The following is a 13,780-nucleotide window of genomic DNA, read 5'->3' as shown; positions in this document are numbered from 1 at the left end:
TAGCCGGGCTGCTGCTGGTAGCCCTGGTCGTACGCGGGCTGCTGGTAGTTCTGCTGGCCGTAGTTCTGGTCGTACGCCGGCTGCTGGTAGCCCTGGTCGTAGCCCTGCTGGCCGTAGCCCTGGTCGTAGCCGGGCTGCTGCTGGTAGCCCTGGTCGTACGCGGGCTGCTGGTAGTTCTGCTGGCCGTAGTTCTGGTCGTACGCCGGCTGCTGGTAGCCCTGGTCGTAGCCCTGCTGGCCGTAGCCCTGGTCGTACGCGGGCTGCTGGTAGTTCTGCTGGCCGTAGTTCTGGTCGTACGCCGGCTGCTGCTGACCGTAGTTCTGGTCGTACCCCGGCTGCTGCTGCGGCTGGTAGCCGCCCTGGTCGTACTGGCCGCCGTGCCGTCCCTGGTCGTATCCGGGGTTCTTGCTCATCGAATCGGCTCCTGATTCTGCAGGTGGTCGCTGGGGTACAAGGATCTGTGGGACTGCATCCGGATCCACGGTGCCGCGGGCCCGGAACTGGCCCGTGTGCAGGCCTGGTGACTGCTCGAAGTGCACGACCACGTCACCATAAGTCTGCCAGCCGTTGTCATGGATGTATTCGTCGAGGTGCTTCGAGAACGCACGGATCGCGAGATCGCGATCCGCCTCGAAGGTCTCCTGATCGGTGGGGGACACGGCGATGACGTACTTGTTCGGTACCAGGTACGCCCCGTCTCCGAGGGTTTGCAGCTGATCCTCAGCCTCGCGTTGGAGAGCGGCCTCCACTTCCTGGGGGACCACCTTGCCGCCGAAGACGCGGGCGAAGCCGTCGCCCACGGCGCCCTCGAGCTTGCGCTCGAACCGCTGCAGGATTCCCATAGAACTGACTTCCCCCTTCCTCAGCGTGTCGTGATGCATGTTCTGACCAATGATGATAGCCGCCAATCGGGGCTCAGCGAAGCCAGCGTAACCCCATTGGTCCCAACTGTACCTTTGGTAGCACGAACGACCAGGGCCCGGCAAGGGAGGAGCCCCAGGTCGCGAGACGATTTCGCGGCCCGCGTCGTCTCGTGTTAATCTTCTCCGGTCGCTCGGGCGAGTGGCGGAATGGCAGACGCGCTGGCTTCAGGTGCCAGTGTCCTTCGGGACGTGGGGGTTCAAGTCCCCCTTCGCCCACAACGAGCAGTTCCACGAACTGCTCTACCCGAGGTCACGAACTCGAAAGAGTCTGTGACCTCGGGTTTTCTCATTTTCGGACCCGGTTGTTGTCGCCGCCCGCCGGATCGGTCGCTGTTGTGACGAGTGGTGGCCGCTGTGGCGACCCTTGCGCGCACAGGGGCTCAATCGGTGTGCGCCGATTGCCTGCGTAGATTGAGTCGGGGGATTGCGGTCCATCTGGAGTCGGCTCGGAAGCATGACACCGATCTTCACGCCTTCGTCGGACTACGTCCGGAGCAAACTTGCGGCCTCGTAGGATTCACACCGGCAGCCGACCCGGAGTAGCACTGGCCGGCGTGAGAGGTTCACGTTCGTGAAGGAGGTCTGTCGTGGTGAGACTCAATCTGAAGGCTGTCGAGGAGCGAGTCGCTCCTCTCGGTGGGCGCGAGTCGTACGACCGCGAACTTATCTTTGACCTGCTGCTCGCCTACGGGAAGCCGCGGGGCAATGTCACGCGCCTGCGGAACGGCTCGCTCAATGTCGCCGACGACAAGACCACCGAAGTCGCCCAGAAGAACGTCGTCTACTTCAAGGAGACGACCGGCGTCCCGCTCGCCGTCATCGACGAGCTGAAGACCTCGCCGTCGGTCGTCCGGTACCGCACACGATTCGTGGTGGTCACCGACTACACCGAGCTCCTCGCCGTCGATACGAAAACCGGTGAGAACCTGATGATTCCAATACGAGAGATCGATCAGCACTTCACCTTCTTCCTGCCGTGGGCCGGGATGGAGAAGGCACAGTACGTCGCAGAGGCCCACGCGGACGTCAAGGCCGCCGAACGCATGGGCAAGCTGTTCGACGAGCTGCTCGCGGCCAACCCCGGGTTGATCGACGCAGCTCAAAGCCGTCACGGCTTGAACGTGTTCTTCGCCCGACTGCTGTTCTGCTTCTTCGCCGAGGACACAGGGATCTTTGCCGACGGCCAATTCACCATCGCGGTCAGCTCGCACACGCAGCCCGACGGATCGGGCGTAAGCGAGTTCCTGGCCGCGCTGTTTAGCGCCTTGGATACCGAGGACGCATGCGAGAAGCCCACGTACTTGGCAGCGTTCCCGTACGTCAACGGTCGGCTCTTCACCATGGATGGGGCGCAGGTGGTGCCGACGTTCACCAAGACTGCCCGGCGACTGCTGATCGACGTGGGTAACCTCAACTGGAGCGAGATCAACCCCGACATCTTCGGCTCGATGTTCCAAGCGGTCGTGAACCCGCATGAGCGCAGTAACCTCGGGCAGCATTACACCTCGGTCCCGAACATTCTCAAGACGATCGAGCCGCTCTTTCTTGACGGCCTCCGCGAGCAGCTCGATTCGGGTTTCGATTCGGTGCGCAAGCTCGAGGCGCTCCTGGAGCGGATCAGCGCGATCAAGGTCTTCGACCCAGCTTGCGGCTCGGGTAATTTCCTCGTCATCGCCTACAAGGAACTGCGCAAGCTCGAGCACGCGGTTCTTGAGCGGCTTGCTGAATTGGATGCCAAGCACCAAGTGCTCTTCGCCGAGTCGAAGATCAGCATCGAGAACTTCTACGGCATCGAGCTCGCGGACTTCGCGACGGAGGTCGCGATTTTGTCCCTCTGGATCGCCAAGCACCAGATGAACACTGAGTTCAAAGAGAAATTCAACCTCTCGATTCCGCTGATCCCGCTCAATGAAACCGGCAAGATTTATAAAGGAAACGCTGCCCGCGTTGACTGGAACACTGTGTGCCCCAATGACGCCGGAGAGATTTATCTGATTGGCAATCCGCCGTATGCAGGTTCAAGCATGCAGTCGGCGGACCAAAAGGGCGACTTTCCATACGCGCTCGGCGGAAGGGAATATTCGAAAAAGCTGAACTACATAGCACTGTGGTTTATTAAGGGAGCCGCCTACCTAGCGAACTCGCAGGCCGAGCTTGCATTTGTGACAACAAAAACTGTTGCGCAAGGCGAGCATGTCAACTTGATGTTTCCAACAATATTCGACATGGGCGTAGAGATTGGGTTTGCCAACACAGGTTTCCAATGGGACAACAACGCCAAGGCAAACGCCGACGTCACCGTTGCGGTCATCTCACTTAGGGCAATCGTAGGTGAGCCAAAGTATCTCTATTCGAACGACCTCCGGATAGCCGCAAACAATATCAATGGCTATCTTGCAGACGGTGACAACATATTCGTGACAGCCCGGTCGAAGCCGCTTAGTCCTCAACTCCCACCTATGGTCTACGGTTCGAAACTTACGGACGGCGGAAATCTCACGATGGGAGCGGATGAGTGCGACCGTCTCATATCGGATTCACCTGGAGTCGCGCGATACATCAGACGATTGCTCGGATCAGAAGAGTTCATCAGAGGTACTGACCGATACTGCATCTGGGTGCCGCTCGATGAGCTCGAATCCGCGTCAGAATATGAGGGGCTTCGTGAGCGGTTCGAGCGCACGGCCGCTATGAGACTTGCAAGCTCGAAGGTACCGACCCAGATATTGGCTGGCACCTCGGCGTGCGCCCGACGCAGGTCATCCGGCATCAGATCCGGGTCGTACAGCTCGGCGAGCGTCTGCTCGCAGTGAGCGGGTCTTCGCCAAGCGCGACGCCCAGCACCTGCTGGTGAAGGCCCCGCCGGCTTCGGGCAAGTCGCGCGCGTTGATGTTCGTGGGGCTCGACAAGCTCTACAACCAGGGTCGCAAGAAGGTCATCGTCGCCGTGCCGGAGCGGTCGATCGGGGCGTCGTTCGCGTCGACCAAACTGAGCGCGCACGGCTTCTTCGCCGACTGGGAGGTCAAGCCCGAGCACAACCTCTGTGACCCCGGCTCGTCGCAGGGCAAGGTCGGGGCGTTCATCGACTTCTTGAAGGGGCCCGACGCGGTCCTGGTCTGCACCCACGCGACGCTGCGGTTCGCGTTCGAGAAGCTCTCTCCGGACGCGTTCGATGGGACAGTCCTGGCGATCGACGAGTTCCACCACGTGTCCGCCGATACCGAGGCAAGCAGGCTCGGGGCGCTGCTGCGCGACGTGATGAACGGTTCGGATGTGCACATCGTTGCGATGACGGGCTCGTACTTCCGTGGCGACTCGGTGCCGGTGCTCTCGGCCGATGACGAGGCGAAGTTCACCCCGGTCACGTTCAACTACTACGACCAGCTCAACGGCTACCAGTACCTGCGCTCGCTCGGTATCGGGCACCACTTCTACCAGGGCCGATATACAGAAGCCATCGGCGAGGTCTTCGACCTGGATAAGAAGACGATTATCCACATTCCGAACGTGAACTCGGGCGAGTCCACCAAAGACAAGATCGAGGAGGTCGGCTTCATCATCGACTCGATCGGGCACGTCGAGGAAGTCGATCCCGACACCGGGATCATCAGCGTCCGCCGTTCCGACACTGGGGCGATTGTGCGGGTGGCCGACTTGGTCGACGACACCGATCAGAAGAAGCGCGCGGACACCCTGCACTACCTCACGACGGTCGCGTCGAAGGACCGCGACGCGGTGGACGTCATCATCGCGCTCGGGATGGCTAAGGAAGGGTTCGACTGGCCCTTCGCTGAACACGCACTTACGGTCGCCTACCGCGCGTCGCTCACTGAGGTCATCCAGATCATCGGTCGCGTCACCCGGGACTCTCCGGGCAAGGACCATGCCCAGTTCACCAATCTGATCGCTGAGCCGGACGCGTCACAGGGCGAGGTGAAGGTGTCCGTGAATAACATGCTTAAGGCGATCACCGCCTCTCTGTTGATGGAGCAGGTGCTGGCGCAGAACTTCACCTTCAAGACCAAGCGGCCAGGTGAGGGCGGGGCTCCGCCGCCGGGGACCATCACGATCTCGGGCTTCAAGGAGCCCTCGACCGACAGGGTGAAGCAGATCGTCGAGACCGACCTCAACGATCTCAAGGCGACCATCCTGCAGGACGATACGTTCGCGAAGGCTGCGGCCGGCTCAGTGGATCCCGAGACCACGAACAAGGTTCTGATCCCGAAGATCATCCGGGAGCGCTACCCCGATCTGGACGAGTCCCAGGTCGAGGAGCTGCGTCAGCAGGTCGTCGTGGACTCGGTGATCAAGAACGGAGAGGTTCGCGACGTCGGAGACAAGCGGTTCATCAAGATGTCCGAGAAGTTCGTCAACATCGAGCACATCAACATCAACCTCATCGACTCGGTCAACCCCTTCCAGCGCGCGTTCGAGGTGATGTCCAAGTCCGTCACGCCATCCGTGCTCCGGATCATCTCCGACGCCATCACCGCGACACGCGTCGAGATCACTGAAGAAGAGGCGCTGGCCGCATGGCCGAAGATCCAACAGTGGGTCAAGGTCAGCGGCCGCAAACCCAACGTCCGTTCCGAGGAGCCGACCGAGAAGCGCTACGCCGAGGTGCTGCTGTTCCTGCAGCGCAAGAAGCAGCAACGCGATGCCGCTGCCCGGGAAGCGCAGGCTGAGCAGTCATGACCGCCGACGACAGCACCAACGCAGTTGATGTCACGCTCCCCTCGAGCTTCGACGCCATCTTCGACTCCGATGTCGAAGGGCTACTGAACGCTCCCGAGAAGCCAGCGAAGATCACGTCCGCTGACCGTTTAGAACGTGCGTTTCTCGAGGTCGTGGAGTTCCGGCGGACCTATAACCGAATTCCGAGCTCGACCACGCGGGAGATCGCCGAACGCAAGTTAGGGGCGCGGCTCGACGGAATCCTCGCTGACGACGACAAGATCGCGGCACTCAAAGCCCTCGACGAGTTCGGCCTGTTGGACACGCCCGATGCCCCAGCCTCGATCGACGACCTCCTGGGATCCGACGACATCGACCTCCTCGCCGACGAGTCCGGACTGCTGGACGTCTCGGACCTGCCAGTGCGGCGACAGGTGTATGAAGGCGGAAACGTCGCGCGGCGTGAAAAGGCCCAGGACTTCGACCAGTTCGAGCCGCTGTTCAAGCAGAAGCACGCCGAACTCCAGGCCGGCACCAGCACCCTTCGGAATTACCCCGGCATGGCCAACATCGTTGAGGGCGCGTTCTTCGTCCTCAACGGCATCATGCTGTTCGTCGCCGAAGTCGGCGAGACCGAGTACAAGAAGTCAACCGTCCGGGAGAACAAGCGGGAGCGACTGCGGTGCGTGTTCGAGAACGGCACGGAGTCGTCGATGTACCGCCAGTCGCTCGCAATCAGGCTCAGCGACGAAGACGGCCAGATCGTCGTGCCCACCGACGTGCCGGACATTCTCAGCGACGACGAGGTGAGCGGGTACATCTACGTCCTTCGGTCCCTCAGTAACGATCCGCAGATCGCCGGCATCAAGGACTTGCACAAGGTCGGCTTCACGCGAGGGTCGGTCGAGAAGCGCATCAAGAACGCTGCGAAGTCGCCGACCTACCTGATGGCCCCGGTGGAAGTGGTCGCCAGTTACCGCACCTACAACCTCCGGACGTCAGCGCTGGAGAACCTGCTGCACCGACTTTTCGCCGAGGTTCGGCTGAACCTCACCCAGACGGATCAGAAGGGGCGCGATTACGACCCGGCGGAGTGGTTCGTTGTCCCGCGCGATGTGATCGACCGGGCAATCGACCTGATTCAGTCCGGCGACATCGTCGGCTGGGTCTACGACGCCGAGGCTCAGAGGCTCACCGAACGTGGACGATAGGCGCGGTTTCCACGCGCCGCATGAGCGCAGCCGGAGGTCACCGGCCCCGTAGCCAATCGATGAGACGACGCCACGCTGATACCGGCGCGACAGGTGGCGGTTCGACGGGACGATGCAGAACCGGAACTCTTGGTGGCGCACCATGAGGTGCTGGCGGGACTGAGACGGACGGCTCTGCTGGTCGTTCTGGCTGCGGCGGCCGGGGAATCTCGGCGACGGAGCGGGCCCGTTGCTCGTGCAGTTGTCGTTGAGCTTGTCGGCGAGCTTCGAGCGCCGCTTCTCTGGCGGCGGCAGCGCGCTCCCGCCGAGCCTGCACCCACGCCCGCCGCACCTCGAGATCGCTGTCCCGAGCCCAGCTCGCGAACTTGTAGACCGTCCGGTCGTTGACCCACCTTCGCTCGCCCGACCACACTTCGCGGAGGAATGTACGCAGCGGCATCTCGCCGGTTTCGAAGAAGTCTCGCGGAGAGTTGGGGTTTTCGGTGCGGCGAAGGACTGTGGCGAAGACACGGATCTCGAACGCCGCATCGGGGTCGTCCCAGGGATGAACCGGACGCCGACCCGCGCCGAAAATACTGACTCGGACACAGGGGTTAGTGAACAGATATGTGTTCATGTCCTTGTTGTTACGTGAGGTTTCACGTAGCAACCACAGGACGTCGGCGTCTCGCTCGGTGCGAGCAGGTATGTCGGTGCGCACACGCTGCACCTCGACGCGCCGGCGCGATACCGCGTCGTCGATCCACACGTCAGCCACAAGACCGGACTTCAACGGTCTCTCCAATTCGGCCTCATATCCCAGTTCACGTGCTGCTTCCAGCACGTACCGCTTGAGCCATCGATGCTCTGCAGTCTCTCTGCCGCCGATGAGTACCGCGTCTGCCACCGCGTGTTGGCAGCGGTCGTTCGCGGCGGTGTTCTTGGTGAAACGGAACGAGCGCAGATGTCCACCGTCGGCGCGGACCCGGTTCTCAACCGCCACCAGCTGATTGGCGCAGCCAGCGGACGACTCGGGGCAGTGCAAGATTGGGCGGTCCGGATCTCCGGGGCGGTGCACGTATGCCCAGTCCTCATCGTTCTCGGCATATACCAACCGACGGGTCTCGGCGAGCCGTGCAGTGATCTTCGTTGGTCTTCTCGTCATGGTTCGACTGAATATCAAACGTGTCTGACAGGTTGTCCGCTATTGGGCAGTGCGGCCACCTGTCAGCGATGAGGTGATGTATCCGGGATGCATCACCTGAACCGCCGCTTACGGGTGCGAGCTGTGGGCGGTTGCCCTGTGAGGATCAGCGGTGCGGGAGAGGAGTTGGCGAAGTGCGTCGCATCATCAGACTCCACCGCTGGCGGGCCCGAAACACGAAGGTCTCCGGACTCGCTACGGTGATTCGCATCACCGAGACTGAGATCGAGACCATCTCGAAGCACAACCCAATACCGCGCTGCTCAGTGGCGTAGGTGTCGAACAGCTCGAGTCTTCGTTCATCGCGGCCCGGCCGGGAGGGATTCAATCCGCCGAAGGCGGTCACGCGGCGGGCGAGTCGGGCTCTAACTAAGTCCTGGCGCTGTGCAAGTCCACGATGAATGTGCCTTCCTCCAGGTGGCGCGATCGGGACGAGGTAAGCGTTCACTCTACGTCGAGTAGACGGTGTATCCGCAGTTCAGCCGGAGTACTGTGAGGATCAACACTGGGCTCGGCTGTCCATTCGGGGGGTAGCCGAGTGGCTACGTGCTGGTGATCAGGTCTGCGATCGTGAGTGCTTCTGGCAGGGTCCACGTGGCACCTTCCTCGCGGAGAAGCGCTGCCCATGAGGGGCTGCCGGTAGCTTCGCGGTCGAGGGCATCTGATCTGACTTGCAGAGCGAGTCTTCCGATTCGCATGAGAACTGGCACATTCAGGTGGCGGACGGCGAGCGCTGTTTCACTCGTGACCGCGGTGACGGCAGTCTTGGAGACGCTCACCGCGCCGGCGGCTGCGTGGGCTGCGAGGAGCATCTCGTTCCGCTTGGCCTTGTTGGCGGGGGCTAGGCGCGGATCGCCGGTGGCGAGGTATGCGTCTAGGTGAGTGTGCGTTCGTATGAACACTTCGGTGGCAAGCATTCCTAGGCCTGGAGTCAGTAGTCCGGTGCGGAGGTTGAGGCCGTCTCCAGTGTTGGTGCCGGCGTAGGCCTTGTGCGCGAAGGTCCGCAGTTGTCGGTTGGGTATGTCACGGAGGTGCGTCCATCCTGGCAGGGGCAGGCTCATCGTGGTCACGACATCTGTTGCGAGGTGCTTCATGAGTAGCGCGATCGCGGTGTAGGGGTCGTCCGCGCGCGCGAACGGTATTCCCGAACGGGGCTCGGACAGCGACATGGTGTATCGAACCCCGTTCTCCCAGTAGGTTCCGCTGAAGGTTCCGCTGCGGATTTGGTTGAGCGCGCTGAATAGTCGCCCGATGTCGTGTCCCGGGGACAGCCCTCGGTGCGCGGGGCCACCGAACTTGAAGCCGGTGTGGTCGATGGGAAGGCGCGCGGTGTCCTTTTTCCATTGGCGAATGAGAGGAGTCTTCTCCAACTGCGACAGACCCTTCAGGACGGTTGCGTCCAACTGAGTGTCGAAGAGGCTGGCCAGTGCCCCGAACAGTCCTGCGAACCCGACGACTATCAGGTCGCTACGGTCCCAGGGAATGCGTTGTGCTGACCGCCATTGGTCGAGTTGCTCAAGCGCGGCTGCGTCCAGTAGGTCGGTGAGGTCTGGTGCGCCCCAACCTTCGCCCTCGCGCCGTTGCTGGTTGTATTCAGTGAGCTCAAGGTAGGAAAGGCCGGTCGGGGTATCGGCGAGTCGACCGCGCACTGTCGGATCGCTCGGTTCGTCGTTGAGCGTTGCGGCAGCGAGGGCTTCGATGTCGTCGAGGTCCCGGCCGAGGGCATCGAGGTTGCTGAGCAGGTCGGCATCGAGAGCTTTCCGGCGATCGCCGTCTTGGGCGGTCACGCGACGGCCTCGAGGTCGTCGGCGAGGCTTGCGACTCCATCGGCGACTGCTCGGGTCGCCTTCCGCTCGTCGGCGAGAAGGCTGAGCTGGTTCGAGAGGGTCTCGAGCTCGGCTTCGTCTGGGCCTGAGATGCGCTCCTTCACCTTTTCGCTGAGGGATTCGAACCACGCGAGTTTCGACTCCGCCTCGAGCCGACGTGCGCGCTCGTCCTCGACTTCCTGCTGCTTGGCGGCGAGCTGTGCTCGTAGCGCGTCGTACCGTTCGGTCAGTGTCGCGAAAGCAACCGTGAGATTGGCGACGCGTTCACGCATGCTGACGATGACTGCCTTAGCGGCTTCTTCGTCACCCTCGATGTCACGAAGCACGAGTTGGGTGACCACGTGCAGGCGGATAGCGTCTGCAGCGACGCGCGGTGCAGTGAAACCTCTGAGCTTGCCGCCGAGAGCTGCAGCGCCGGCGACTGCCGGCACTGCAAGAGCGCCGAGAGCGACCCCCGCTCCCGCGAGCAGCGCGTACTTCTTCCAAGAGCCTGGCCCGGCAAGTTTCTTGAAGGCATCGGTGTAGGCGGCCGCTACGGCATGGAGGTCTTCGGGTCGCAGCGGCGCCATCGCCTGATGTGCTTCGGAAAGGGTGGCTGTGCGAGCGTCTTTGTCCCATCTGGTCTCGCCCCATGGCTCGAACCCGTAGAGATCGATCATCACGAGCAGCGCACGGGATCGCCGTGCAATCGTCGAGGTGACCGCTGGTCCGGCCTCTTCAAGGACTTCGAAGTTCGGGGCCGTGCTCATGGGGTCGAGTCGGCGCACCTCGTGTGCGATCTCGGCACCGTACTGCTCGGGCCCACGCTGACCGAGAACCTCGACGGTGGCATTGCGGAACTCGTCGCGGACAGCACGTTTGGACGGCAGGTGCTTGCCCTTGGCTGCGGCGATGTCGCGTTGCAGCATCCGATACTGCCAGGCGGTGAGGACGAAATCCTCATCGGCAGACATCTGCAGCCTCGCCTGTACTTGCTCTACGTCCATGCCCAGACGCTATCGCGTTCCACCGACATATGACACGCGATCACGCACGCGTTATGCACGCCCAGGTCTTTTGAGCAACAGTTTTCAGGCTGAGGGACATTCCCTTTGCGTCACTTAGGAACATGTTCATGTCGCCACCTCACAGGGCCCTTAGGCTGAAGGTGAGGGCGGCGCCGGACGCGAGTGCAGCGGCGTCGTGACCTGCGCTCCCGGACGGGACACCGGCCGCTCAGTAGTCGGTCGGGCTGGTCGCGCTGGCACACGCCGGTTGTGCGGGCCTGGTTCATAAACACCGAATTCTCGTACAATCACCGCTGGCACCTCAACTACATAGACATCGTCGAGAGCAAATGAATCGGGCTGCCAAAGATCACCAAATCCAGCGCGTAGCGCTACCTTCTGGCTCACCAAATAGTATCGACCGAAGGCGTGACTCGTCGAGTTCTGTACGATCAACGCCTGGCTTTCATGGTCTAACCACAAAGGCTGCATCATTGTTTCGTCGGCGATCGGCGTGAATCGCTCATCAACTTCCGTCAAAATGTCCTCGAGTGCGGGTGTGTCCCAATCGGTGGCGTCGGTTCGATCGATGACGTAAGCCGATGGAAATCCTATGAACTCCGCCAGCGCGGCCCCGACGTTCGGGTCGTTGAAGCACTGAGAATTCGAGATAAACTTGTCCATAAGTAGCAAGGTGAATGCCAGTTCAGCGCGGACAAATAGGTGTCGTGGCATTACCGAGACGCCAACTTGAATGAATGGCCGTCCGTCACCGATGTATCCGCGCTCACCGCGGAAAGTCATGCTCGGGTCGGCGTCGTAGGCGGCCACCTCGAGGTGCCAATCGCCCCGAAGAAGAGGGGCCAGGAGCGCGGTCGGCCTGTCATCCACCGAATCCAGGAAATCGCGGGTCTCGTCGTCCAGCATGAGACTGATCTACCGTATACCGGGCGTGAGGTCAACAGGTCTGACGTCGTGGGGTCTCTTTCCGGATTGGCGGGGGGTCATGGCGGTCATGGCAGTCATGGCTACCTCCACTCAACGTCGTCCATGTGGTAGCCGACCCACCGTGCCGCTGGGGAGATTAGCCGGCGTGCCTCGTCATCGAGTGAATGATCGATACGTTCGGGTCCGCGAATCCACATCGCGTCGAGGACGCGCGTCAATGCTTGCGCTTCATCGGAGGTGAGGCGGACGCCCTTCAGTCGTGTGGCGATGACGTTGAGGGTGTCCGCGGTGGTATGGATGGGGAACAATGCGTCCTGCAGTCCGTAAGGGTCGCCGGTGGCCTTATACAGCTCGGATGCTGAGCAATGCTTGTCGTTGAGAATATGTATCGTGACGTGATGGCGGTGCCAGTAATTGAGAACTTGGGGGATCACGTGTTGCAGATGGCCGTGCTCATGTCCGCGATTCTTCGAACGTTTACTGAAGTAGTAAACTGGGTCGGGCGCCTCAATCGCGGCCAGGTCGTTCGTCGTGAACGTTTTCTGGTCGAGGACGTGGCGATACGGATTTAGCGTCGACTGGTAGTTCGCGAGGTTGCGTATTGCTTGGCCAGCTCGTTCGTCGTAGAAGGCAGCGGTTGACGCTCTCGACCATTGCGCGGGCGCATGCATGGGTTTGTGCTCGCACGCTGCGACAACTTGACCGTTCTCCAGGTGGTCGAAGATGAGCCAATCGGCATCGTCGCCGCGCTCTTTGATCCACAGTTCGTCCGTTGGCCATTCGTCGACGTCTGTCGTGGGGACGATCGCGGCGACGATCGCACGCCGGAGGTATGGGTTGGAGGACCGGCCCAGTGCAGCAAGACTGCTGTTGACCTGCGCCTCGTGTGGACGTGCGCTGACACCAGTGACCGAAGTCCATCCTCCCTGCACTGGGGTGTCGTATGGAGCGGGTACATGTTGTTTACCGTGGAGATGGAAGTCGTTGTCTGAGAGCATCGTTGGCCCTTCTGTCGGCGTCGTGCAGCTAGGCTACAGCCTATATGACAGAACCGTCAAGAGTGTCATGATGGTAAAAGATGCTAGAGTGATGATGGAGGTGCTAGGTGGACTTCGATGAACTGGTCGATCAGCCCGATGTGTTGCACACGATCCCTGAGGTCGCGAGTGTCCTCGGCATGTCGAGGCCGAGCGCGGCGTTGCTTGCGGTCTCGGGAGCTGGTGGGCCGGTGTTCCGAAAGGGCGCGCGGACAGACATCAACTCTGTCCTAGTACCAGACTCCACCTTGGGCAGCCTTCGTATGCGCCCGTTTGTGGCCGACCATCCCGAAGCTCTGGTGGTTCGGGTGCGCCCAGCTCGCGTGGACCCGAACGATCCGGATCGGGAGTTCATGGGGTGGCGCCCTGACGCCGCAGCGGCCGACCTAGCGGCAGCCATTGGACGGTGGTGGAGGATCGCGGACCCGTCGTACTGGCACGGAAAGACGTTTGTCGCAACGATAGTTGGGTTCGTTGTCCATATCGCGACAGTCGAATCGCACTCCACTCATCCTGCCGGACTTGTGGCGTTCACGCTCACCGTACCCACGCCGGAAGCGCTCGATTCGTTCGAGGGCAAGCGCTTGGAGATCACACAGGGCGGAGTCACGGTGCACCTGAAAAACACCCGGGAGCGGTAGCTCAGCTCAGGTATGGAATCGGGACGTAGGCGACGCAGGTCGAGGAGTCGCAGTCTTGGTCCCGCCGCGAGTACGACGTTGGGGCGAACCTTCACGGGACTTCCTCGACTCGCGCAGCACCGCCGTTACCGGCAGTCGCTTGTGCTGAGATCACGGTGCTATCGACTGCATCATCGTCCGGTGCCTCCAGACCTGGATGCAGTCGGAGGCGGCGGTGGTGTTGACCTCATCGCCGCGTCAGGGCTGGGTGCCGACGTGCCCGAGCGAGCGTTCACGTAGCTAGTCCCGTCGGTCAGCGTCACCCCGAGGGGCCACAGTCTGATCGTGCCGCCGAGTGTCGACAGCTGGCGT

The 13,780-nt window shown here is 61.7% G+C and carries 10 protein-coding genes and 1 tRNA gene; 5 read left to right on the top strand and 6 right to left on the bottom strand.

Annotated elements, in window-relative coordinates; genetic code table 11:
- Positions 1 to 842: DUF3662 domain-containing protein (locus FK529_RS03105; RefSeq protein ID WP_146559445.1), on the bottom strand; the 842-nt coding region annotated here is incomplete at its 3' end.
- Positions 843 to 1,056: 214 nt separating this feature from the next.
- On the opposite strand from FK529_RS03105, the gene FK529_RS03100 reads away from it, so the two are divergent.
- The 4 genes from FK529_RS03100 to FK529_RS03085 all read left to right on the top strand — a co-directional run bounded on the left by FK529_RS03100 (position 1,057) and on the right by FK529_RS03085 (position 6,808).
- Positions 1,057 to 1,139 (top strand) — tRNA-Leu (locus tag FK529_RS03100).
- Between the two features lie 371 nt (positions 1,140 to 1,510).
- Positions 1,511 to 3,736 (top strand): DNA methyltransferase, encoded by a 2,226-nt coding sequence (locus tag FK529_RS03095; RefSeq protein ID WP_193559654.1) that lies wholly within the window; start codon positions 1,511 to 1,513, stop codon positions 3,734 to 3,736.
- A 37-nt stretch (positions 3,737 to 3,773) separates the two neighbouring features.
- On the top strand, positions 3,774 to 5,618 hold the full coding sequence (locus FK529_RS03090) for a DEAD/DEAH box helicase (protein WP_438947166.1): 1,845 nt from the start codon (positions 3,774 to 3,776) through the stop codon (positions 5,616 to 5,618).
- Positions 5,615 to 6,808, top strand: a complete 1,194-nt coding sequence (locus FK529_RS03085) for a GIY-YIG nuclease family protein (protein WP_146559443.1) — start codon at positions 5,615 to 5,617, stop codon at positions 6,806 to 6,808. The genes FK529_RS03090 and FK529_RS03085 overlap by 4 nt, the downstream gene beginning before the upstream one ends.
- A 37-nt stretch (positions 6,809 to 6,845) precedes the next feature.
- Here FK529_RS03085 and FK529_RS03080 read toward each other — a convergent pair whose 3' ends face one another.
- From FK529_RS03080 to FK529_RS03060, 5 genes are all read right to left on the bottom strand, one after another.
- Positions 6,846 to 7,790 (bottom strand): hypothetical protein, encoded by a 945-nt coding sequence (locus FK529_RS03080; RefSeq protein WP_146559441.1) that lies wholly within the window; start codon positions 7,788 to 7,790, stop codon positions 6,846 to 6,848.
- A 743-nt stretch (positions 7,791 to 8,533) separates the two neighbouring features.
- Entirely contained in the window at positions 8,534 to 9,778 is a 1,245-nt protein-coding gene (locus FK529_RS03075; protein WP_146559439.1) for a hypothetical protein, read from the bottom strand.
- Entirely contained in the window at positions 9,775 to 10,803 is a 1,029-nt protein-coding gene (locus FK529_RS03070; RefSeq protein ID WP_146559436.1) for a hypothetical protein, read from the bottom strand. The genes FK529_RS03075 and FK529_RS03070 overlap by 4 nt, the downstream gene beginning before the upstream one ends.
- Positions 10,804 to 10,953: 150 nt before the next feature.
- On the bottom strand, positions 10,954 to 11,730 hold the full coding sequence (locus tag FK529_RS03065) for a hypothetical protein (RefSeq protein ID WP_146559434.1): 777 nt from the start codon (positions 11,728 to 11,730) through the stop codon (positions 10,954 to 10,956).
- Positions 11,731 to 11,831: 101 nt separating this feature from the next.
- Positions 11,832 to 12,749, bottom strand: a complete 918-nt coding sequence (locus FK529_RS03060; protein WP_146559432.1) for a hypothetical protein — start codon at positions 12,747 to 12,749, stop codon at positions 11,832 to 11,834.
- A gap of 107 nt (positions 12,750 to 12,856) precedes the next feature.
- Here FK529_RS03060 and FK529_RS03055 point away from each other — a divergent pair, with 107 nt between their 5' ends.
- On the top strand, positions 12,857 to 13,429 hold the full coding sequence (locus FK529_RS03055; protein ID WP_146559431.1) for a hypothetical protein: 573 nt from the start codon (positions 12,857 to 12,859) through the stop codon (positions 13,427 to 13,429).
- Positions 13,430 to 13,780: the final 351 nt, after the last annotated feature.

The organism is Tsukamurella asaccharolytica (assembly GCF_007858435.1).
Lineage (GTDB): Bacteria > Actinomycetota > Actinomycetes > Mycobacteriales > Mycobacteriaceae > Tsukamurella > Tsukamurella asaccharolytica.
The sequence above is the reverse complement of the archived record's forward strand: the minus strand, read 5'-3'. Positions and strand labels throughout refer to the sequence as shown.